Source organism: Pseudanabaena sp. PCC 6802, from assembly GCF_000332175.1.
In the GTDB taxonomy this organism is placed as follows: Bacteria; Cyanobacteriota; Cyanobacteriia; order Pseudanabaenales; family Pseudanabaenaceae; genus PCC-6802.
The window spans coordinates 296,873-318,197 of sequence record NZ_KB235910.1 but is presented as its reverse complement, the minus strand read 5'-3'; the positions used below and the strand labels follow the sequence as shown (position 1 = coordinate 318,197).

Genomic DNA, 21,325 nt, shown 5'->3' with positions numbered 1-21,325 from the left:
CTTCACTCTCTCGTTTTGAGAACGGCGATTAGATCGAGTTGAGCCAGTTGGCGGCGCACGATCGCGCCTGAGATCAGAGCGGCGATCGTTATCACAATTGTGGCAAACGCATAGGACGATCGCGTCACGACTAAGGGAATGCGATAGAGTTCGGAGTTGTAGGTGAGCGATAATAAAGCAGAGAAGCCAAATCCAATTGCAAATCCGATTGGAATTGCCGCGATCGTTAATAGAGCTTGTTCCCCTAACAGAATGACGGAGATCTCTGCTTGCGTAAAACCGATGACTCGCAGCGTTGCCAGTTCTCGATCGCGCTCGGATAAAGCAATGCGAGCGGCATTGTACACGACTCCAAAGGCAATAATACAAGCAAATGCGACCAGAACGGCGGTGAAGATGCCCAAACTGCCCGCGATCGTTTCTTCAAACCGAGCGATCGCTCTGGCTCGCACCGAAACCCCGGCAACGGCTGGGGTCTGTTTGAGTAAGGCGTACAGGCGATCGAGTTGGAGGTCATCGACTGAGAGGTAGGCACCGGAAATCGTACCGCTTTCGCGCATCATTTGGTGCAGGGCACGAACGTCCATGTAAGCCGAAACGCCAATCAGTTCGTCAACTAGCCCAGCCACGGGGATCGAACGGATGGGTCGCTCTCCTTCCAGGACTTCGACCGTCAGGCGATCGCCCGGACTCACCCCGAGAATTTCAGCCAGTTTTGCCGTCAGCACCACCCCATTCATCGGGATGTAGACGAGTTTGAGATGGCGATCGAGCAATCGTCGCAGCTCGCCCTGGGCATCCAGTCCGGTTAATGCAGTACGATAGGTGCGATGTTCGAACTGGAGGCGCACCGGCACCATCCGAAACAGTTCGGCTTGCAAAACTCCAGGCAAATGAGTCACGTCGTATTGCGCTCGCGCTGGACGCGGTTCGTTAAATACGATCGTTACGTCTTCACGTTGGATCTGGCGAAACTGCATGTCGATCATAGTTTGCATGGCATCGGTGAAATAGCGACCGACCACCAGCATGGCGATCGCCAGAGCAATGCCCAGCGTAGTTAAGGCAGATTGGATCGGCTTCCGTTCCAGATTGCGAAGAATAATTCGCCCCACAGGAGAGAAGACGTGCTGAAAGCCCCAGCGTTCCACGAGCGTCGGTTGAAACCGAGCTGGAGGTTCGGGACGCATCGCTTCCGCCGGTGGCAGGGAGACAGCTTTGCGGACTGCTGCGAGCGCGCCCAGGCATGCGGAACCGCCACTGATGAAAATGGCACCGACTACGATACCGAAACCTGCGGCATAGCGGAGAACTGGAAACGAGAAAAATCGGGCATAGTTATGCGTCACTGCCGCACCAAACCACAAACCCAGGGCAGTGCCGAGCAGCGCTCCGACCGAGACGATCGCCAGCAGAAATTTCAAATAATGCCAGGCGATCGCCCAGTTACTGTAGCCAAAGGCTTTGAGCACCGCAATGCGATCGCGCTGCGTGCTAATCAGACGAGACAGGAGAATATGTAACAGAAAGGCGGCAATGCCAAGGAAAATTGAAGGCACAAAGGTGGCAGTTCCTTGCAGTTGCGTAATTTCTTCGGAAAGGAAGCGATTGGAAAGCTGGTCTTTTCTGCCATAAGCCCCTAATCCTCCATACTGTTTCAACAGGCGATCCAAATGGAAAATTACATCGGCTTCGATCGCGTTCGGCATCAGAGACAGCGTGACATCGTTAAATGCTCCGTCGAGATTAAACGCCGTTCCCAGTGCTTTGCGCCCCATCCAGAGAATGCCAAAGCGCTGATTATCTGGGAACATGTCGCCCGTTCCCTGAATGGCGTAGACATATTCCGGTGACAAGGCGATCCCGACAATTCGCAATGTTTGCCACCGTCCGTTAATTATGGCTCCGATTGTATCTCCTAACTGCAAGTTATGCGCCTTAGCAAAGTTTTCGTGTACCAGTACTTCATCGCGGCGATCGCTCTGAATATAACGTCCCTGCCGAATGTAGAGATCGTTCAACATCGGTTGTTGGCGGTCGGGAATTGCAATCAACCTCCCGGTCGATGGTTCGCCTCGTCCGGGAATATCCAAATTGACATCTGCAACCACGCGCGTTTGGACTTGAGATACCCCTGGGATTGCCTCAATTTGCGTTCTCAATGACTCCGGCGATCGCTTCAATTGCACGAACACTTGGGCAAATCGATACTGTTCGTAGTAAGTTGCTTGGGATAATTTCAGAGACTCATAGGCACTTAACATCGAGACAAAACTGGCAATGCCACAAGCCACTACCAGTGCGATCGCCAGCGCTTGCCCGCGCAACTGCATTAACTCTCGGATTAGTTTGCGATCGATCGCCTTCATAACCCCTGCTGTTTACCACTCCAATTCTGCAGGCGACACTTTTTGGGCATTGCGCTGAATGCGGATAATTTCACCGCTGCGCATCGTTACCACCCGATCGGCCATGGCAGCAATGCCCGCATTGTGAGTAATCACGGCAGTCGTCGTTCCCAATTCTTGATTTACCTGCGCTAGCGCTTCCAAAACTAATTTGCCAGTGGTGTAATCCAGCGCGCCCGTAGGCTCGTCGCACAGCAACACTTCTGGACGCTTGGCAATGGCGCGGGCGATCGCCACCCGTTGTTGCTCGCCACCCGATAGCTGCGCCGGAAAACGATCGAGGCGATCGCCCAATCCCACAATCTCTAGGGCAGCTTCTGGAGGCATGGGATTGGCAACAATATCCGTCACCAGCGCCACGTTTTCGCGGGCAGTGAGACTGGGAATCAGATTGTAGAACTGAAAAATGAAGCCCACACAATTGCGACGGAAGCGTGTCAGCTCGATATCGCTGGCGTGGGTCAGATCGTGCTGGCGAAACCAAATTTGCCCGCTAGTGGGGATATCGAGTCCGCCCAAAATATTAAGCAGAGTCGATTTGCCGCTGCCCGACGGCCCCAACAACACCATAAATTCGCCTTCGTAGAGATCGAGGTCTAGCGATCGCAAAGCATGAACTTCGACTTCGCCCATTCGATAAACTTTGGTAATGCCGCGAACGTGAAACACAACACCAGGAGGTATTTGAGGCTCTGGATAAGCGCGATCCCAGCGATAGCGATTCTGTGTCATGTCTAAGTCATACCCAACATAATAGATCTAGAGCCTTACCTCCTACTTTAAGTCGGAAACTTGAGAAACTTGTGAGGACTTTTGCCAGACATGGATTCAGAAGATTTCTAAGAGAAAATATATCCCCTGGGGTAGGGGCAGGTTTATCCCAAATATAATGGTTATAGGCGTAGATTGACTGCAAAACCTGCCCTTACAGGCATTTTATTTATGAGAAATGTCCTGAAACAACCATTTCAGTCATCGTAGTCGTTGTTAATCGCTACTTTGCGCTCGTAAAGCTTATTCATTGATTTAGGATCTATGCCGCAATAATAACCAAGTTTGAGGATTTGATTTAAAAGTGCTTGCTTGTAAATACCTCTTTGTCGAAATCGCCTGGCTGAAGTGGTGACATAACCTTTTGCCAGGACGGGCATTCCAAACTGTCGCAGGCGATCGCTCAGTATCGTATCCTCAAAAATATCGCGATCGGGGACGTTACCTACCCGATTGAGTAATTTGCGATCGGCAAAGATGCAGTGATCTAAATACACGATTCCCCTGCGTTTGGTGCGGATGTGGTTGGAGTACCAGGATGTGAAGTCCAATAACCAGTGCTCCAGATCGAAGCGATGGTGAAAGCCGCCCCACAGGCTTTGTGACTGAGCCATTGCTGTTTGCAAATTTACCAAGGCATTGCCCTCAGGTAGTAAGGTGGCAGGATGGTGCAATAGCACGACTGCACCCGTACTGGCAGCAATGCCGCAATTGAGTCGCTGAGCGCGATTGGTGGCATTGGATTGCAGAATCTTTACTACACCAGTCTGTTCCAGTTGCGGGCGAGCATGGCGGATGGTTTCCTCGGTGCGATCGCTGCTAGACCCGATTGCAAAAATAATTTCCTTATCCCCTTTTTGATTCTGGAGATTAAGCAAAATGCGTTCCAGGTAACCGTGACGCAACTCGTTAAAACAAGGTAGAACAATAGAAACTAGAATACTTATGGCTCCTGCGTTATGTTAGTTACTCACCTTATACTGAATTTTGGCTGGCATGGGAGCTAAAACACTGGGATAACCTATATGGCAACAGAAGAACTAGCGGTGCGGACGAGCGGTCTGACCAAACAATTCGAGCAACAGACCGCTGTTAATAATGTTACTTTAAATATCGCCAACGGTGAAGTCTACGGTCTAATCGGGCCGAACGGTGCGGGTAAAACGACTTTGATTCGGATGTTAGCCGCCGCTGAGGAACCGACTAATGGCGAAATTTACATTGGTGGGGAGCGCTTCTTGCGGGGAGAAGCTAACCCACATCTCAAACGCAAGCTCGGCTTTTTACCAGATGATTTTCCTCTTTACGACGATCTAACGGTCTGGGACTACCTCGACTATTTTGCGCGGCTGTATCACCTGCAAGGAACGCATCGCATCCAGCGCTTACATCAAGTCATCGAGTTGGTTAGCCTGGGCAATAAGCGCGACAGTCTCATCGCCACCCTATCGCGGGGCATGAAACAACGCCTCAGCCTGGCACGAACGATTATCCACTCGCCCACCTTATTACTACTCGACGAGCCAGTTTCAGGCTTAGACCCGATCGCCCGCGTTGAGTTTCGCAATATTATCAAAGGTCTTCAGGCTGAGGGCATGACCATTCTGATCTCATCCCACATCCTGAGCGACCTCGCAGAGATGTGTAGCTCCATTGGCATTATGGAGTTGGGACGCATGGTAGAAAGCTCTCGCCTGCACGATCTGTACGAACGACAGGGGCGGCAACAGATTGTCATCTCATCCTTGGATAAAGCATCAATTTTAGAATCTGCTCTGCGATCGCAACCCCACGTTGCGAACTGCGAGGTTTTAGATGGCATTAACGGAGTTAGGATCGATTTCACTGGCGATTTGGAAGCATGTGCTGCCTTATTGCGATCGCTAATTGAATCAGGCGTTCCCATTACCGAATTTCGTCGCACCCAGGAAAGCCTGGAAGCAATCTTCCTCAAGCTCGGCTACAAACAAACAACTTAAATTGGCTGATTGTCGGTTGTTGATAGAGAAAGAGATATTTACAATCAATCCCTAAAATCTAAATGACAAAAAACGAAAACACAACACAACCCCTAACGCCGAACGCCCAACCGCCCCGTAAGGGTTTAGCATTTGTAAGGGATGCTTGGGTTTGATGTGGAGATTGACAGACAAATGCTAAACCCCTGCGATATCCCCCGCCTATGTCGAACCACAAATCATGAACTATGAATCAACTACTAAATCAAATCGGTGACTGGAATCCGCAACTGTTGAGAGAACTGAAAGGTAGGCTAAAGTTTCGTAGCGTCGCAGTTACTGTAGCTGGCTCGGTTGTTTTTCAACTCCTATTTATCCTCTCTTTTTGGCAATCTTTACCTAGAGAAGGGCAGAGGTATTCGCGGTATTGTTTGGATACGGCAACACCCTGCACGGTTAACTGGCCGATCTGGTGGCAAGACCAATTTCGCTTTATTGCCTGGCTTTTGCCTTTTATCTTTTTTGCTGCCGGAGTCTATGCGCTCGTGGCCGACCTCACCCAAGAGGAAAGGCGCGGCACGCTCAATTTTATCCGCCTCAGTCCTCGTTCCTGTTTCAGCATTCTGGTCGGCAAACTCTTAGGCGTACCGATCTTGTCGTATTTAGGTGTAGCACTGATCGTACCTCTACATGTTGTCGCTGCCATTAATGCAGGCACGCCTATTGGCTTTCTAGTCAGTTATTACGTGCTATTGCTAGCGACGGGCATATTTCTGTTTAGCGCCGCAGTGCTCCAGGCGCTTTGGAGCGGCGATCGCATCCTGATTGCGGGGCGTATATCTAGCGGGCCTATCCTGTTGGCGTTTGTTACGCTTTGGCTTACCAATATTTACATGTTTTGGAATTTAAGTACGACCTGGAGTTCTTTCTCTAGAACCGTTTTCGCAATTAACTCCATCCCAGATTTTCAGTGGTTTTATCTCCAGCTAGCCGAAAATCCTTTCACATCTCATATCTTTACCCTGGCTGTCCTTGGTATCGGTACCTATGGGGTTTGGCAATTAGTCAAACGACGCTTTAATAGTCCAAGTGCAACCGCGATCGGCAAAAAACAAAGCTATTACACCGTTGCCTTCTTAGAAGTTTTCTGTCTGGGTTTTTGCTTATATTCCGGCAATCCCCCCGATCGGCTAATCTACCTCGCTCAATTTGGGGGACTCTATGTTTTTAATTTCATCTGTTTTCTCATTTTGATTGCGTCCCTGTCAACTCAGAGACAAGCACTTCTGGACTGGGTACGTTATGGTTTGCAGAGAGGAGGTTTGGTACGAGATTTGATCTGGGCAGATAAAAGCCCCGCTCCGATCGCGATCGCGGTGAATCTCATTATCGCCAATGCTCTACTCATCCCTTGGGTAAGTCTGTGGAACGACAGCACTTACAAACTGAAAGGAATCCTCGCGCTAGTACTTTTTTCCACGACGATGCTCGTCTATGCCACGATCGTGCAGTTAATCTTGTCTTTAAAAATCCAGCGTCCTGTCGTGTGGGCATGGGGAACGATTGTCAGTATTACGATCTTACCCCCTATCTTTTTGAGTCTGTTGTCGCTTACGCCCGAGCGCGTGCCGCTACTGTGGATTATCCTCGGGCTTCCAGTGTATCCATCAGGTGCAGCCTCTGAAGCAAATTTAGTCGTGGGGATTGTCGTGCAGGCGATTATTGCGATCGCCTTGGGATTCCGTCTTGCCACGAAACTGCAACAGTTAAGCACGGATCGCAGCGGTACCCTGCCAGCCTAATCGTCTTCAGCAATGACGGGCAACCGTTCGTCCAGGGCTTTCCAGCCAGGTAACCATAACGATCTATCCCGCAAGGCTTTGGCATTTAGCCAGAATCTCACCGAGCGATCGCAGGCGGCTTTCATTTCTGCAAAAACTAAACTGCCCTCATTTTTGCGATTGGTTACCACAAAATGCCGCCAACCAAATGTTTCTTGTAAAGCCGTCCATTTGGAGCCGACTAGATAGGGGAACTTTTGCTTTTTAGACATATATAGCCATAGCCAACAGGCTTAGGATGGGGTGCAGGGGTGGAACACGGCAGTGGCTCTAGGGGGAAACCCCCAAGACCGCCCTGCCTCCCCTGCGTGGGGGCGCAGCCCCCACACCCCCTTGTACTAATAGATCTGAATATGGTCGTAACTATAGTATTGGCATCGAAGCAATGGTTTACAATCAGGGGAGTTGCGCCAAGTATGCCAAACGCCTTTAAAGTATTTTAACAATCGCCCAGCACATCTTTTTATGATGGATTACGAACCTGCATATTCTCGACTTGCCCTCGCACGTCTAGCTCAACGTAATGCCGCTCTGTTTGTGGATTTTATTGCCTGTGCGTTCTTGGGGCAATTAATTGAGGCACTTTTGGGGTTAGGTAATTCTGGCTTGGGCTTGATAATTTTTGGGATAGCCTGGCTAATTAACCGCGTGATCGTTGCAGGCAAGAATCAGGGGCAAAGCCTGGGTCGGTGGTTGCTGAGCATTAGGGTTGTAGATATGACCTATGGCAAAACTGCGGGCGTGCTGGAATTGCTGAAACGCGAATCTGTAATCTACTTGGGGATGGCTTTTGTACTGGCTGGATTTAGCTATGGCGGCCTCACCAATACGATCGGCCTGTTTGCGCTGATTCCGATCGTTGCCGATGGTGTCATTGCCCTGGCTGACTCCGAAAAGATGCAAACATTGCACGATCGCCTCGCTGGCACGATCGTGATTGCCTGCCGTAAAGGATTACAACTCGACCAAAAAGTCACCAAACTATTCGGTCAAGCTAGCCGCAGTGCCAGCAAAGCTTACCAAAGTAGTAGAGATCGTCGCATGGGTTACACCCAGGGCTACGATCGAGGCTACAGTCAGGACTACGACGAATTTGACGATTTTGATGAGTATGGCAGCGATGATGGCTGGGGAGAAAGAAATTATCGTCAACCCTATGACGATCGCTACGACGAGGATCCCGACCAGCAGCAAAGCCAAAATCGCAGTGCGCGGAACCGTTATGGGCAGGATCGTTACGACCAAAATTACGGGCGATCGCCACGCCAAGAGCGACAGGATCGATTTGATGATTGGGACGATTGGGATGAAGAGCCTTACACGCAGAGCAATCGGGAAAACAGAGTAAATAATCGAGGCATCGATCGCTACAAGGCAAACTACAACGAAGACCCTTACACCGACGACGATCGCGACTGGCAGCGCTCGGAACCGCGATTTGAAGCTCCGCAGAACTCGCGCCGCCCCAACAAAAAGAAAAAGTCACGAAAACCGCGTTTTTGACTAGCGTAAAGTTCATTAACTATGTCATAATGTTAGACCGTGCTTTCAAATAAAACCAATGGCAAAAGGCGTTCGCATCATTATTACTTTGGAATGCACCGAGTGTCGCACTAATATCGATAAGCGATCGCCCGGTGTTTCTCGCTACACGACTACCAAAAATCGTCGTAACACCACCTCCAGGCTAGAACTGAAGAAGTTCTGTCCCCACTGCAACCGCCACACAGTTCACAAAGAAATTAAGTAATTACTATGGCTTTTTATCGCAAGCGCCTTTCCCCGATCAAACCCACTGAACCGATTGACTATAAGGATGTCGATCTACTGCGCAAGTTTATTACCGAGCGAGGTAAAATTCTACCTCGCCGCATTACGGGTCTAACCGCAAAGCAGCAAAGGCAATTAACGATTGCAATCAAGCAAGCTCGGACAATTGCTCTGTTGCCCTTCATCAATAAAGAAGGTTAGTTAATTCCTTATAAGTTTTTGATATTAGCCCAACCTATCTAATAGGTTGGGCAATGTTTGTTTTAGGAGGTTATACCAAATCTGCATTAATTAGCCCTAAGATTGCCTGGCGACTGGAAGTTGCAGCTACACCAACAAAGTCAGCCTGCGCAAACTCCAAGAAAAGGGGACAGCAAACCAGGATTTGGTATAGGAGATTGCCATGAAAAAACATACCGATAATTGTAGGGGCAATCTGCGATCGCCCCGATTGGTTGAGGGCAAGCACAGGAGCGCTGCCCCTACGGGTATTTCCCTTGCCAGAAATCTCCTTATACCAATTTAAATTGTTGTGGTTTACGGATGGGGGCGTTGCCCCCACGCAGAGGTGGAACCCCTGCACCCCGTTCGATCTCTCGTGTTTGCTGTTCAAATTGCTAGTTAGTTAAAAAATATCCCAAGATCCCTTAACTTAATGTTATAGATGGGTATAATCTCACCTAGGTGATATGAATTTAAAAGCTCTGCAACTAATCTCTCCTTCCTATCCCCCCTCTCATCAAAAATGGGTAGTGGTATAGAAGTAATGATGAAAGTGAGGTTCATTTACAACGAACTATAATCAAGTTCCATGATTTTTCGCAAACAAATTCTACTGATTATCTTCTTTACCCTGATCGGTCCAATAGGTTTGCTATATGGAATCGCGCTAAATATTATCCTCGAAAGTAGCAGCCAACTCGAACAACGCGATGTACGCCAAAATGTGGAGCGCTTGCTACAGGCTGTCTCCAACGAAACCGCTACTCTTAATAGCAAAAGTGGTGACTGGGCAAACTGGGATGATGCCTACAATTTTATGCAGGATAAAAATCCTAATTTTGTCAAGTCAAACATTCATGCCCAGGCTTTCTTATCGTTGAAGCTTAACTTTATCCTATTTGTCGATCCTGCCAATCGCCTGATTGCCGGTCAAGGTTTCGATCGCATCCAATCCAAGAGCATTGATATCCCTGAAAGCTTGCGATCGCAGCTCAAGCCCAATGCACTCCTCAGACCAGTTGCGCCAAACAGCAATATCAGAGCATTAGGGATTTTAATGTTGCCGGAAAGTCCCTTGCTACTTGTATCGAGGGAGATTCTTACTAGTGAGGCAAAAGGCCCAAGTCGCGGTACTTTAATCTTTGCCCGTTACCTCGATGCCAGTGAGGTCTCGCACTTAGCTGCCACTACTAACCTATCTGTGACAGTTAAGCAATTTGACGATCCGCAGTTGCCCCTCGATTTCCAAGTCGCACGGATTTCACTAAGCCAGGATCGAACTAAATTTGTCAGCCCGCTCAGTAACGATGAGATTGGTGGGTATGCGATCGTCAATGATATCTATGGCAAACCAGCTTTGATTCTGCGGGTAGATATACCCAGAGATATCTATAAGCAGGGGCTAGCAAATTTGCTATATTTATTGATATCGCTGTTGATAGTAGGGTTGGTATTTGGTTCGGTATTTGGGGGAGTTGCCCTTTCTTTACTACGCAGGCTGGAGCATTATCTCAGCGCGCTCAAGCAAAGTCAACAAAATCTTTTTCAAGCTAAAGAACTGGCTGAAATTACGCTCTACTCAATCGGCGATGCAGTGATCGCAACAAATGCGAAAGGTGAGGTAGAACAACTCAACCCGATTGCCGAACAGCTTACCGGCTGGACAAATGATAAAGCCAAAGGTCTCCCGCTTTCCGAAGTATTTTCTATTGTAGACGGACATACCGGCGAGCCTTTAGCCAGCCCAGTGGAAGCAGCACTGCGTGAAGCTCGCGTTGTAGAGCTAGCTAGTAATGCAGTCTTGATCGGTAGTGATGGTCAAGAATTCGCAATTGATGATTCCGCTGCTCCCATTCTAACTAAAGAAGGAGAGGTAATTGGTGCAGTTTTAGTATTTCGAGATGTCACTAGCGAGCGTGCCATGGAGAATCTGCTGTCATGGGAGGCAAGCCACGATGCTCTCACCAATTTGGTTAATCGGCGGGAATTCGAACGCTGTTTGCGGCAGGCGCTAGCGATCGCCAAAACCCAGGATAAACAGCACGTACTGGCCTACCTGGATCTCGATCGCTTTAAAGTGGTTAATGACACCTGCGGGCACTTAGCGGGCGATGAACTTTTGTGTCAGGTTGCAGCCTTGATGCAGACAACAATGCGTAAAGCCGATACGCTCGCACGGATTGGCGGAGATGAGTTTGGTATTATTTTCTATGATTGTCCGACTGAAAAAGCTCAACACCTTGCCGAAGAAATTCGACAGATTATCCAGGAGTTTGGATTTGTTTGGGACAATAAAACCTTCAACATCGGAGTTAGCATTGGCTTAGTGGAGATTTCCGCCAATAGTCTGGATGTAGCCAGCATTATGGGTACTGCCGATGCCGCTTGCTATGCTGCCAAGGAAGCTGGTTGGAATCAAATTCGCTTCTACAAGCCTGACGATCGGGAGTTAGTCAGACAACGGCAACAGATGCAATGGTTGCCAAAGATTAATCGGGCTTTGGCGGAAAATGGCTTTCGCCTCTACTACCAGAGCATTGTTTGTCTTAATCAAAGCCCAGATTGTAAAGAGCGTACTGCTCCATCTACTTCATTGCCACAAAATCACTATGAGATTTTACTGCGTATGATTGATGAGGATGGGACAATAGTATCCCCCATGAAGTTTATTCCTACGGCTGAACGTTTCAAACTGATGCCAGCGATCGATCGCTGGGTGATTCGCACCTTGTTCGGCATGTTAGCGCGTCATTTCAGGTCAGGGATGAACAGTCAAACCGATAAGCTATCATCCCAATACTCTATCAATCTTTCAGGGGCTAGCATTAACGAAATTGGATTTATAGATTTTGTGCGCGAACAATTTGACATATATAAAATCCCGCCTAAAATAATTTGCTTTGAAATCACTGAAACCGTAGCGATTTCAAATCTGAATCGAGCAATACAATTGATGCACGCGCTCAGGAACATGGGATGTCAGTTTTCCCTGGATGATTTTGGTAGTGGCATGTCATCTTTTGCGTATTTGAAGTCCTTACCGATCGACTACTTGAAAATTGATGGGAGCTTTGTGAAAGACATTATCAAAGATTCGGTTGCAGAAGCGATCGTGGCATCAATCAATCGCATTGCTCAAGAAATGGGCATCCAGACTATTGCCGAGTTTGTCTCCAGTAAAGCGATTCTGCAAAAAATTAGTGCCCTGGGGGTCAACCATGCCCAAGGTTACGTAATTGACCAACCAAGACCGCTTATTTTGTAGGCAAACTGACCCTAACATATCCCCTTTTTTTAGGCGATCTGCTATAGCGTTTTTCAATTCAGATCGAAAAGCACTGCCGCATAGCTTGCAGTATCTTTCGCTGTGGTCTGGACTTCCAAGGACTGATTGCTAATTCCCAATTCCAGTGGGTTGTTTTTTGTGCCACTCGGTTGACTGCTCGTAGGCATAGGCAACCTGGAGCAACACGTCTTCCCGCAAGACATTAGCGATCGCCTGGAGGCCGATCGGCATACCTTTACTGTCAAATCCACAGGGTAAGCTCAAACCAGGTAGTCCTGCTAAGTTAACTGGAATTGTCATCAGGTCGGTGAGGTACATGCTGAGCGGATCGGCGGTTTTACTGCCTGCTTTAAATGCGGTGACGGGAGCGGTGGGGCTGACCAGTACGTCAACTTGGGCAAATGCTTTGTCAAAGTCATCTTTGATCAATGTGCGGACTTTTTGAGCTTTGAGGTAGTAGGCATCGTAATAACCCGCCGACAAAACATAGGTGCCAATCATGATGCGGCGCTTTACCTCGGCACCAAATCCAGCCTCCCGTGTTTGCGAGTACATGCTAATCAGGTTCTCGGCATCGGCATCGCGCAAGCCGTACTTAACGCCATCGTAGCGAGCCAGATTAGCGGATGCTTCCGAAGGCGCGATGATGTAGTAGGTGGGTAAGCCATAGCGGAAACGAGGGCATGAAATTTCGTGGATCTCGGCACCCATGTCCTCCAGGTGGGCGATCGCCGCCCTGACCGCCGCCTCTACTTCCCCATCTAAACCTTCGCCAAAGGTTTCGGCAATCACGCCCACCTTTTTACCAGCCAGAGATTGGGTTAGATCTGGAGTTAGTAGTTCGGAATATTTAGGAATCTCGACCTTGAGACTGGTTGAGTCGTTAGGATCGTAACCCGCCATTGCTTCTAGTAAGATGGCAGCATCCTCAACCGTGCGGGCAAACGGCCCGATCTGGTCGAGCGACGAAGCAAATGCTACTAGACCAAATCGCGAGATCAAACCATAGGTGGGCTTGAGGCCGACCACACCGCAAAATGAAGCAGGTTGACGAATAGAACCACCAGTATCCGAGCCAGTGGCAACCGCGCATTCCCCGCTAGCAACTGCTGCTGCTGAACCACCCGACGAACCACCAGGTACGCACTTGAGATCCCAAGGATTTGCCGTGAGATGAAAGGCAGAATTTTCCGTAGAGCTGCCCATAGCAAATTCGTCCAGGTTGGTTTTACCAACCATGACCGCACCAGCGCCAAAAAGTTTTTTGGTTACGGTGGACATGTAGGGCGGCGTAAAATGCTTGAGGATCCGGGAACCACAGGTTGTAGGAATTCCCGGCACGCACATATTGTCCTTGATCCCAACGGGTACACCTGCTAGCATAGGTAACTCTGCATTCGCCGCGATCTGGCTATCGACCTGCTTAGCTTGGGCGATCGCAAACTCAGATGTCACGGTAATGAAGCTGTGCAAAGACGGCTCTAGGACTGCAATACGATCTAGGAACTCCTGCGTAATTTCTGTAGCCGAGCGATCGCGATTAGTTAATTGTTGGTGAATTTCCCTGATTGATAGCATGGAATGGTTTAACTGGCTGGACAAGTGCATAGAAAGCAAATACAATATACCCGCAAATTGAGGTTGTCGTCCTTAGGAGGTCACTATTCCTGAACAGCTAACCCTGACTGTGAGTTTAAGAGGCGGTCGCGAAGTCAAGGAAAATTATCAAATATTTCGCCTCACTGGTCTACTAGATGCATTTTCAGAGCCTGCGTTTCGCAAGGTGATCGGTAAATGCATTGACGACGGCCCTGCGAATATCATTCTAGACTTATCGGCGATCGATTTTGTCGATAGCTCCGGGCTAGGTGTCCTCGTGCAGATGGCTAAAAAGACTCAAGGTCTCGGCGGTACGCTACAGATTATTAGCAACCCTCGCGTTACCCAAACTGTAAAATTAGTTAGGTTAGAGCAATTCCTCTCACTGCAGCCATCAGTTGAAAGTGCCCTAAATAATATTGCCAATAAGTAAATAATGCTGCCAATAAACACAAGTAGCCCGTAATTGCGATTCCCCCTAGCATAAAAGCTTCTACCCAGGCTACTTATGTTTAGCAAATGCAACCGCTTCAATTATTTCATTAAGGATATAGCGATCCTAAATCGTTTGCGAACGGGGTGCAGGGGTAAAACCCCTGCGTGGGGGGCACAGCCCCCACACCACCTTTTTCACGAATTATTTGTGATTGATATGGCGATCCTAAATCGTTTACGAACGGGGTGCAGGGGTAAAACCTCTGCGTGGGGGCACAACCCCACACCACCTTTTTCACGAATTATTTGTGATTGATATATATAGCTGGCTTTGTGGTAGGAAGGTCTTCTTGAGCTGATGTCAATATTTCACCCAGATGTCGATCGCCTTGCGGAAATACCAGTGGCATCGCTTGCCTATCTCGGCGATGCTGTGTACGAACTACATATTCGTCTTAAGTATTTACAACCACCACGAACTGCTAACAGTTATCATAAATTAGTAGTGTCGCATGTCAGAGCCGAGAGTCAGGCAGAACAGCTCGATAGTCTGGAGTTAACTGCTGATGAATACGACTTAGTGCGTAGAGGGCGTAATGCGGCTGGTTCAGCTTCGCGTCATTTAGATCCTAATATTTATCAAAAAGCCACAGGATTTGAGGCACTGGTCGGCTACCTTTATTTAACTAACCCCGATCGCCTCGCTCAAATCCTCCAATAAACCGAATCATGAAATTTAGAGATAAACCTGCTAAGGGTAAGCCCGAACGAAAAAGTGGTATCGAACTGCCCAAGCCAGGTAACCCCAAACGCAGAAGCCAGAGTACCAAGCCAATAATTAAACAAGCAGGCGCATCAAAGCCGCTGCCACGACCTAAACTAGCGACAGAACCATCCGATCGCAGTGACGATCGACCTGGGCGTAACAGTTCTCAGCGTCGGATCGTCACGGTTAACCGTAGGGAATCTGTCGAGCGACAGGACTCTTTTGAAGCCCGACTTGACCCTCAAGAATCCTTAGGGCGCAGAGAGGATAGATCGTACCAACGACGTGAGTCTCGCAATTCTCGCTATTCGTCTGAACGTCGAGGTTCTGTCTATGCGGGGCAAGGTCATGCCCGAACTTTAGATCGGACTCGTGCGACTGACGATTTCACTAACAACGCTGCCCGCAATTTTGGCGAACCAGCCGATACTGAAAGCGATCCCGATTTGGTTTACGGTCGTCATGCCGTGCAGGCTGCCCTTTTGGGCTTGCGATCGCTAAACCGCATTTGGGTAACCCCAAAGATGCGTTATGCCCCAGACTTTCTCCCATTAATCGACGCTGCTAAAGCAGCAGGGGCAGTAGTCGATGAAGTGGATATCAAACGTCTCAATCAAATTAGCAATCATGCCAAACACCAGGGCATCGTGGCTCAAGTTGCTGCCTATGCATATCTAGATCTTGATGACTTGATTGCGAAAGCACTGGCGCAAACCAGCCAACCCATAATCGTAGTTGCCGATAGTATTACCGATCCCCATAATTTAGGCGCGATTATCCGCTCTGCTGAAGCTTTGGGGGCACAGGGGATCGTGATTCCGCAAAGACGCGCAGTGGGAGTAACCTCCACTGTTGCCAAGGTTGCAGCCGGTGCTTTAGAAACGTTACCAGTAGCGAGGGTGGTTAACCTCAACCGTGCTTTGGAAAAGCTAAAAGAACATGGCTTTTGGATTTATGGCACTTCCAGCGAGCAGGGAGAACCTATCTATAAGACTAAATTTTCGGGATCGATCGCACTAGTAGTTGGCTCGGAAGACGAGGGATTGGGCATGCTGACTCAGCGTGCCTGCGATGTCCTGGTTTCGATCCCTTTAGAGGGTCAAGTGAATTGCTTGAACGCCTCAGTAGCGACTGGGATGGCTTTGTATGAGATTTGCCGACAGAGGTGGATAAATACGTTGAGTTTGAACAGTTTGTAGCATTAACTTACTGTAATCTATATAAAAGTACACAATCGTCAAATGTCCAAGACAGAAACAAAGGTACTCTGTGATGTATATGGGCTTAGCTGATAACGTTAAGGATATGTTCGCATTATTATTAGAGCAACTTGGAATCGCTGTCTGGATAGAAGTAGTTACCGAGTCACCTCGCTGTACCTACTACTTTGGACCATTCTCTAGTTTTCCAGAAGCTGAAGCGGCTATACCTGGGTATAAAGAGGATTTAGAGGCTGAAGGTGCAATCGTGGTCGGTCTAGTTACCAGGCGCTGCAAGCCAGATAAACTTACCATCTATGATGAAACTGAAGAAGCAGCGAGTCCTAAGAAAGTCGATCCCACGTTTAACTTCAGCAGACAGTCTTAGTTAATAATCCCAATAAGTCCGATTAATCTTTCCCCCGCTTATCTAAGCCTCTCATTGCGCTGCGATCGCACTGCCAGCGGTTTTATCGATCAGCCAGATAGCATTACCTTGAATGAGGCGGGCGGGGTAGGTGTTGGCATCGCCGCGATCGGCCATAATTGCCTTAACTGCGTTGGCTTTACCAATACCATCCACTAAAAACAAAATCAGATCGGCCCGATCGATCAATGGGGCGGTAAAGGTCAGTCTGGGCTGGCTATCTTTTTGGCCAACGGCGATCGCTCTATCGCGCTCGTTCAACGCTGGCGTGCCTGGAAATAGGGAAGCCGTATGCCCATCATCACCGATCCCCAACAAAATCAGATCTAACTTGGGAAACTCACCTGGCTTAACCCCAAAAAATTCCTGTAGGTGCGATTCATAGACTTGAGCGGCGATCGCTGGATCGGCTGCATCAGTCGGCATGGCATGAATATTCTCTGGTGGGATCGATACGCGATCGAGCCATGCTTTGCGCGTCATTCCTTCATTACTCTGGGGATCGCTAACTGGAACGTAACGTTCATCTCCCCAAAACACGTGTACCTTATGCCAATCGAGCGGTTGAGTTGCCAAGGCTTCGTAGAGGGGTTTAGGCGTACTGCCACCTGCTGCGGCAATCGTAAATTTACCGCGCTCCGAGATTGCTCGTTCGCAGGCTTTTACAACGATTTCTAAAGCTCTCGCAACTATAGCGGAGCGATCGGGTAGCATTTCAACTTGTCTTGGCATATTTTTATGGGAGAGAAAAAACTCAGTTAGGTTCTACAAAAGACGTACCAAATTATTGCAACCTGTAAATTTTTCACTGATGGACTTTATGTACGGGCAGGTTTAGCTACAAGTTTTCGCTTATTACTGAGCGCCCGAACACAACCTGCCTACGTCAATGGATTTTTACAGCAACAATTATTGTAGGAATGTAAAGCTATGTATGGATGCCGTAGCAATCACCCTATAGGAAGGTGAAAATTGTTTCGTTTTGTGTGATTTTTAACATCGGTACCATACCAGTAATTTAAACTATAAAAAGTTCATAATTTCTTAAGGAATGCAATTCTATGACACCTTCGCTAATGCGACTGTTTTGGGATCTGGTTCATCAGGCTCACCCATCCCAGCTTATGCGTATGGATGATGATGGCTTATTGCATTGGTTGATCGAGCAGGTGCAACAAAAATCCAGCCTGGATCGCAATCAAGCGCGCGATCTGACTAACTATATTAGCGATCGCTTACCACTAATCCGCGATATAGCAACATCATATTAATACTAGTTTCGGATCTAGCCTTATAGCTAAGCGGTAGCTGAGGATTAGTTAATTACCTCATGCTAGCGTCCAAGGGGGGATATTCAATGGTGTTGAAATAATGCCACAATAAATTTTACAAAAGCTGACCGCTGAAAGCTGGCCGCTGAAAGCTATATAATCGCAGGTAATCGTTCCATGCGTGCTGCTAGAGATGAGTGCAACTAGAATCGTTAACTTGCTGCGAGATGGTCAACCGGAATCATTAGCTACCGTGCAAGGTTGGGTAAGGACAAAGCGAGAGGCAAAAGGTCTTACCTTCTTAGAAATAAATGATGGATCTTGCTTGCAAGGGCTTCAGGTAGTTGTTTCCCAAGATATACCAGACTACGAACGGATAATTAAGCAAATTAGTACGGGGGCTGCTGTGGGAGTAGAGGGGGTTTTAGTCACTTCCCCTGGTAAAGGTCAGCGGATTGAAATGCAGGCGCAGTCAGTGCAAATTTTCGGTGCTGCCGATCCCGAAACCTATCCATTACAAAAAAAGCGGCATTCCTTCGAGTTTTTACGCACGATCGCGCATCTGCGCCCGCGCACCAATACGTTTGGTGCCGTGTTTCGAGTCAGAAATGCCTGTTCCTACGCTATCCACAAATTTTTCCAGGAACGAGATTTCCTGTGGGTACATACACCAGTAATTACGGCCAGCGACTGTGAAGGTGCAGGCGAAATGTTTGCGGTTACGACTATCGATCTAGCAAAGTTGGTAGGAGCATCAAAGCCGATCGACTACGAGCAGGACTTTTTTGGCAAACCGGCGTTTTTAACTGTGAGCGGTCAGTTGGAAGCGGAAATTATGGCGATGGCATTTTCTAATGTTTATACCTTTGGCCCCACATTTAGAGCCGAAAATTCCAATACTTCCCGCCACTTAGCCGAATTCTGGATGATAGAGCCGGAAATGGCTTTTTGCGATCTAGAAGGCGACGCTGACCTGGCGGAGGATTTTCTCAAGTATATTTTTAGCTACGTTCTAGAAACCTGCCCTGAGGATATGGCGTTTTTCCAAGAACGCATCAGCGATCGGGTCATGGTGAATGCTCAAAAGATTGTTGATGAAAAATTCGAGCGCATTTCCTACACCGAGGCCATTAAGCTGCTGGAAAAGAGCGATAAGGACTTTGAGTTTCCCGTGAAGTGGGGCTTAGATATGCAATCCGAGCACGAGCGCTACCTGGCAGAGGAGTTATTCCAAAAGCCAGTGGTGGTAATGGATTACCCCACGGAAATTAAAGCTTTCTACATGCGCCTTGACGAGTCCGGTAAAACCGTCAGAGCGATGGACGTTCTGGCTCCCGGCATCGGTGAAATTATCGGCGGCTCTCAACGCGAAGAGCGGCTTGATGTATTGGAAAACCGCATAAAAAGCGCGGGTCTAAACCCTGAGGATTACTGGTGGTACCTGGATTTGCGGCGTTACGGTACAGTGCCTCACGCGGGATTTGGTCTGGGATTCGAGCGCCTCGTGCAATTTATCACCGGCATGGGCAATATTCGCGATGTCATCCCCTTCCCGCGATCGCCTTTGAATGCCGATTTCTAAAATCCGGAAATCGGTAGCGATCTTGAAGTAATACCAAATCCGCGTTAATTATCCCTAATATTGCCTGGCGACTGGAAGTCGCGGCTACACAGGCAAAGTCCGCCTGCGCGGACTTCAAGTAATACCAATTCCCTAAAGTATAGCCGTAGACAGATCTGTTAGGACAGGGGGTGTGGGGGCTGCGCCCCCATGCAGGGGAGGCAGGGCAGTCTTGGGGGTTCCCCGCTAGAGCCACTGCCGTGTGGAACCCCTGCACCCCGTCCTAAGCCTATTGGCTATAGCTATAAAATTACAGATTGCTGGAGGGGCGAACAGCCGTTCGCCCGTACATAGATCGATCTGTAGTTCAATTTTGAAGAATTGGTATAAACAGGAGTTATCGACCTGGATATCTTCTGACGGAATTCAAGAAGACAGTATCGTCTGCTTTGAGAAAAGCTCCGTGCTTAGAATTAGTTGCTTTCAACAAAATATCGCCAATAACAACTCTATTATCCTGCTTTTTGAGGAGCAACCTGCATAATCTCTTAATAGTTTCTACTCGCGATTTCTTATTGAGGTTATAGTCGATTTCAAAGTAGTCCTTAAAAAATTCGTTTATGCTTTTGCGGCTGGGAAATGTTTCTGTATCGGAGAAAACTTGCTGGAGATAATCCATGATAATAGCGTTTTGCTGAGCAGAACTGACGGCGACTTGTCGTATTGGTTCTTGAGGCTTGGCTGATTTGATATTTTTACTACCCGTTCCCCTCGAAACTACTAGAGCGGGTACAAGTGCATTCTTGGAGACTGTTTCCCTACTTTTAGAAGATGATTTTGGCATAGCCTTATCGATCGTTAATAGGTTTTGATTAAGTCGATCCTCTATTTGGATATCTCCCAAGCTTGTCTTTACCTCGTTTAAGAGTTTGGCAATCTTACCTAAGCGACTACCATCAGTAATCTTAACGATATCCTCCAGATCGATTTTTTCTAAAAGAGCGATCGCGGCACCGAGTAATTGCAATTGCTCGGATCTCTTCTGTAGACGTTCACTTATATCCATGGTTGACAATACCTACGTGTGAATTTTCAGGACTTACGCAAAACAGATCCCCCAAACCCCTACCCTTACGGGAAGGCAAAGCCCAGAAAGAAGGGGCTTTTAGATTTCCCCCTTTTTAAGGGGGGCTAGGGGGGATCTTGAATTTCAGCATTCAATGCGTAAGTCCTAATTTTGTCAAAATAGCCGATAAAAACTGCGCAAATTGCCCGACGTTTTTTAGCTCGCAAATCCCATTTTATTTATCAAACCTATATACCAAACAAATAGGTAAAAACTCGTGAAGGCTGATGTTGGTTTTTACTTTAATTTCCTCGCTCCCCTCAAATAAGTTTGACTGCATCGTTTCCGGGCAGTATTTTGATATGGCGTTTTTCAATTGAGAACGGATTTTATTGACGGGGTGAAGAGGTGGAACGCGGCAGTAGCTCTAGCGGGGAACCCCCAAGACCGCCCTGCCTCGCCTTCTTGGGGACAACGCCTCCAAACCCCTTGCTCACCTCCGATCTGAAAACCGCTATAGCAAGTTTTTCTGCGTTGATGCTTATACGGGATATCAAGCTTACAATATCATAGTCTTAGGAGTTAGTACCGATGCGGAAGCCGTAAGTACCAGTGACGAGATCGATCGCGTCCTCCCAGCGATCGAGGCAATTCGCAGCAAGTACCCAGATATTCCCATTTATCTCAGGCGATCGCCTGGATCGACTGCACCACCAGGGATTTATCACCTCACCTCTCAAAAACT

Annotated in this window: 21 protein-coding genes; 12 read left to right on the top strand and 9 right to left on the bottom strand. The window is 48.2% G+C overall.

From position 1 onward, the window contains the following. Positions 1-2 precede the first annotated feature (2 nt). The 3 genes from PSE6802_RS0101485 to PSE6802_RS0101475 all read right to left on the bottom strand — a co-directional run bounded on the left by PSE6802_RS0101485 (position 3) and on the right by PSE6802_RS0101475 (position 4,108). A complete protein-coding gene (locus tag PSE6802_RS0101485) occupies positions 3-2,369 on the bottom strand; it encodes an ABC transporter permease (RefSeq protein ID WP_019498311.1) in 2,367 nt (788 codons plus the stop codon). A 12-nt stretch (positions 2,370-2,381) separates the two neighbouring features. Further along, positions 2,382-3,140: an ABC transporter ATP-binding protein gene (locus tag PSE6802_RS0101480; RefSeq protein WP_019498310.1), complete on the bottom strand. Its 759-nt coding sequence runs from the start codon at positions 3,138-3,140 to the stop codon at positions 2,382-2,384. A 236-nt stretch (positions 3,141-3,376) separates the two neighbouring features. Beyond that, positions 3,377-4,108: a glycosyltransferase gene (locus PSE6802_RS0101475; RefSeq protein WP_225902644.1), complete on the bottom strand. Its 732-nt coding sequence runs from the start codon at positions 4,106-4,108 to the stop codon at positions 3,377-3,379. Positions 4,109-4,204: 96 nt separating this feature from the next. On the opposite strand from PSE6802_RS0101475, the gene PSE6802_RS0101470 reads away from it, so the two are divergent. Next, a complete protein-coding gene (locus PSE6802_RS0101470) occupies positions 4,205-5,158 on the top strand; it encodes an ABC transporter ATP-binding protein (RefSeq protein ID WP_019498308.1) in 954 nt (317 codons plus the stop codon). Positions 5,159-5,385: 227 nt separating this feature from the next. Next, positions 5,386-6,939 (top strand): hypothetical protein, encoded by a 1,554-nt coding sequence (locus tag PSE6802_RS0101465; RefSeq protein ID WP_019498307.1) that lies wholly within the window; start codon positions 5,386-5,388, stop codon positions 6,937-6,939. On the opposite strand, the gene PSE6802_RS0101460 is transcribed toward PSE6802_RS0101465, so the two are convergent. Next, positions 6,936-7,190 (bottom strand): TIGR02450 family Trp-rich protein, encoded by a 255-nt coding sequence (locus PSE6802_RS0101460; protein ID WP_019498306.1) that lies wholly within the window; start codon positions 7,188-7,190, stop codon positions 6,936-6,938. The genes PSE6802_RS0101465 and PSE6802_RS0101460 overlap by 4 nt on opposite strands. A gap of 253 nt (positions 7,191-7,443) precedes the next feature. Here PSE6802_RS0101460 and PSE6802_RS30660 point away from each other — a divergent pair, with 253 nt between their 5' ends. The 3 genes from PSE6802_RS30660 to rpsR are packed head-to-tail and all read left to right on the top strand — an operon-like array spanning position 7,444 to position 8,949. After that, the gene (locus PSE6802_RS30660) at positions 7,444-8,481 is read left to right on the top strand and encodes an RDD family protein (RefSeq protein ID WP_019498305.1); all 1,038 of its coding nucleotides are present in this window, start codon (positions 7,444-7,446) and stop codon (positions 8,479-8,481) included. 58 nt (positions 8,482-8,539) lie between these two features. Beyond that, positions 8,540-8,728 carry a 50S ribosomal protein L33 gene (gene rpmG / locus PSE6802_RS31640; RefSeq protein ID WP_071592246.1) on the top strand — a complete coding sequence of 63 codons (189 nt, stop codon included), beginning with the start codon at positions 8,540-8,542 and terminating at the stop codon, positions 8,726-8,728. A 5-nt stretch (positions 8,729-8,733) separates the two neighbouring features. After that, positions 8,734-8,949, top strand: a complete 216-nt coding sequence (rpsR, locus tag PSE6802_RS0101450; protein WP_019498304.1) for a 30S ribosomal protein S18 — start codon at positions 8,734-8,736, stop codon at positions 8,947-8,949. 70 nt (positions 8,950-9,019) lie between these two features. Here rpsR and PSE6802_RS0101445 read toward each other — a convergent pair whose 3' ends face one another. Beyond that, a complete protein-coding gene (locus PSE6802_RS0101445) occupies positions 9,020-9,361 on the bottom strand; it encodes a hypothetical protein (RefSeq protein ID WP_156815369.1) in 342 nt (113 codons plus the stop codon). A gap of 198 nt (positions 9,362-9,559) precedes the next feature. Here PSE6802_RS0101445 and PSE6802_RS27295 point away from each other — a divergent pair, with 198 nt between their 5' ends. Beyond that, on the top strand, positions 9,560-12,235 hold the full coding sequence (locus PSE6802_RS27295) for an EAL domain-containing protein (protein WP_019498301.1): 2,676 nt from the start codon (positions 9,560-9,562) through the stop codon (positions 12,233-12,235). A gap of 129 nt (positions 12,236-12,364) precedes the next feature. On the opposite strand, the gene gatA is transcribed toward PSE6802_RS27295, so the two are convergent. After that, entirely contained in the window at positions 12,365-13,834 is a 1,470-nt protein-coding gene (gene gatA, locus PSE6802_RS0101435) for an Asp-tRNA(Asn)/Glu-tRNA(Gln) amidotransferase subunit GatA (protein ID WP_019498300.1), read from the bottom strand. Between the two features lie 109 nt (positions 13,835-13,943). Here gatA and PSE6802_RS0101430 point away from each other — a divergent pair, with 109 nt between their 5' ends. From PSE6802_RS0101430 to PSE6802_RS0101415, 4 genes are all read left to right on the top strand, one after another. Further along, positions 13,944-14,288: an STAS domain-containing protein gene (locus PSE6802_RS0101430; RefSeq protein WP_019498299.1), complete on the top strand. Its 345-nt coding sequence runs from the start codon at positions 13,944-13,946 to the stop codon at positions 14,286-14,288. A gap of 360 nt (positions 14,289-14,648) precedes the next feature. Then, complete coding sequence (locus tag PSE6802_RS0101425) at positions 14,649-15,011, top strand: Mini-ribonuclease 3 (protein WP_019498298.1); 363 nt, start codon at positions 14,649-14,651, stop codon at positions 15,009-15,011. A gap of 8 nt (positions 15,012-15,019) precedes the next feature. Then, positions 15,020-16,255 carry a 23S rRNA (guanosine(2251)-2'-O)-methyltransferase RlmB gene (gene rlmB / locus PSE6802_RS0101420; protein ID WP_019498297.1) on the top strand — a complete coding sequence of 412 codons (1,236 nt, stop codon included), beginning with the start codon at positions 15,020-15,022 and terminating at the stop codon, positions 16,253-16,255. Between the two features lie 106 nt (positions 16,256-16,361). Continuing rightward, a complete protein-coding gene (locus PSE6802_RS0101415) occupies positions 16,362-16,643 on the top strand; it encodes a DUF1816 domain-containing protein (RefSeq protein ID WP_225902624.1) in 282 nt (93 codons plus the stop codon). 51 nt (positions 16,644-16,694) lie between these two features. On the opposite strand, the gene pgl is transcribed toward PSE6802_RS0101415, so the two are convergent. After that, positions 16,695-17,414 carry a 6-phosphogluconolactonase gene (gene pgl, locus PSE6802_RS0101410; RefSeq protein ID WP_026102983.1) on the bottom strand — a complete coding sequence of 240 codons (720 nt, stop codon included), beginning with the start codon at positions 17,412-17,414 and terminating at the stop codon, positions 16,695-16,697. Positions 17,415-17,743: 329 nt separating this feature from the next. Here pgl and PSE6802_RS0101405 point away from each other — a divergent pair, with 329 nt between their 5' ends. After that, positions 17,744-17,953 carry a hypothetical protein gene (locus PSE6802_RS0101405; protein ID WP_019498294.1) on the top strand — a complete coding sequence of 70 codons (210 nt, stop codon included), beginning with the start codon at positions 17,744-17,746 and terminating at the stop codon, positions 17,951-17,953. A 193-nt stretch (positions 17,954-18,146) separates the two neighbouring features. Further along, complete coding sequence (gene asnS / locus PSE6802_RS0101400; RefSeq protein ID WP_019498293.1) at positions 18,147-19,535, top strand: asparagine--tRNA ligase; 1,389 nt, start codon at positions 18,147-18,149, stop codon at positions 19,533-19,535. A gap of 376 nt (positions 19,536-19,911) precedes the next feature. Here asnS and PSE6802_RS0101395 read toward each other — a convergent pair whose 3' ends face one another. Together PSE6802_RS0101395 and PSE6802_RS33000 are read right to left on the bottom strand one after the other, a co-directional pair. Next, the gene (locus tag PSE6802_RS0101395) at positions 19,912-20,580 is read right to left on the bottom strand and encodes a hypothetical protein (RefSeq protein WP_019498292.1); all 669 of its coding nucleotides are present in this window, start codon (positions 20,578-20,580) and stop codon (positions 19,912-19,914) included. 575 nt (positions 20,581-21,155) lie between these two features. Then, the gene (locus tag PSE6802_RS33000) at positions 21,156-21,308 is read right to left on the bottom strand and encodes a hypothetical protein (RefSeq protein WP_156815368.1); all 153 of its coding nucleotides are present in this window, start codon (positions 21,306-21,308) and stop codon (positions 21,156-21,158) included. Between the last annotated feature and the right edge of the window lie 17 nt (positions 21,309-21,325).

Bases quoted from the DNA above. Each gene is read 5' to 3' on its own strand.
- asnS (WP_019498293.1), top strand. From the start codon at position 18,147: ATGAGTGCAACTAGAATCGTTAACTTGCTGCGAGATGGTCAACCGGAA.
- PSE6802_RS0101465 (WP_019498307.1), top strand. From the start codon at position 5,386: ATGAATCAACTACTAAATCAAATCGGTGACTGGAATCCGCAACTGTTG.
- PSE6802_RS0101395 (WP_019498292.1), bottom strand. From the start codon at position 20,580: ATGGATATAAGTGAACGTCTACAGAAGAGATCCGAGCAATTGCAATTA.
- PSE6802_RS0101415 (WP_225902624.1), top strand. From the start codon at position 16,362: ATGTTCGCATTATTATTAGAGCAACTTGGAATCGCTGTCTGGATAGAA.
- PSE6802_RS0101480 (WP_019498310.1), bottom strand. From the start codon at position 3,140: ATGACACAGAATCGCTATCGCTGGGATCGCGCTTATCCAGAGCCTCAA.
- PSE6802_RS0101470 (WP_019498308.1), top strand. From the start codon at position 4,205: ATGGCAACAGAAGAACTAGCGGTGCGGACGAGCGGTCTGACCAAACAA.
- PSE6802_RS0101425 (WP_019498298.1), top strand. From the start codon at position 14,649: ATGTCAATATTTCACCCAGATGTCGATCGCCTTGCGGAAATACCAGTG.
- PSE6802_RS27295 (WP_019498301.1), top strand. From the start codon at position 9,560: ATGATTTTTCGCAAACAAATTCTACTGATTATCTTCTTTACCCTGATC.
- rpsR (WP_019498304.1), top strand. From the start codon at position 8,734: ATGGCTTTTTATCGCAAGCGCCTTTCCCCGATCAAACCCACTGAACCG.
- PSE6802_RS0101485 (WP_019498311.1), bottom strand. From the start codon at position 2,369: ATGAAGGCGATCGATCGCAAACTAATCCGAGAGTTAATGCAGTTGCGC.
- gatA (WP_019498300.1), bottom strand. From the start codon at position 13,834: ATGCTATCAATCAGGGAAATTCACCAACAATTAACTAATCGCGATCGC.
- PSE6802_RS30660 (WP_019498305.1), top strand. From the start codon at position 7,444: ATGATGGATTACGAACCTGCATATTCTCGACTTGCCCTCGCACGTCTA.
- pgl (WP_026102983.1), bottom strand. From the start codon at position 17,414: ATGCCAAGACAAGTTGAAATGCTACCCGATCGCTCCGCTATAGTTGCG.
- PSE6802_RS0101460 (WP_019498306.1), bottom strand. From the start codon at position 7,190: ATGTCTAAAAAGCAAAAGTTCCCCTATCTAGTCGGCTCCAAATGGACG.
- PSE6802_RS0101405 (WP_019498294.1), top strand. From the start codon at position 17,744: ATGACACCTTCGCTAATGCGACTGTTTTGGGATCTGGTTCATCAGGCT.
- rpmG (WP_071592246.1), top strand. From the start codon at position 8,540: ATGGCAAAAGGCGTTCGCATCATTATTACTTTGGAATGCACCGAGTGT.
- rlmB (WP_019498297.1), top strand. From the start codon at position 15,020: ATGAAATTTAGAGATAAACCTGCTAAGGGTAAGCCCGAACGAAAAAGT.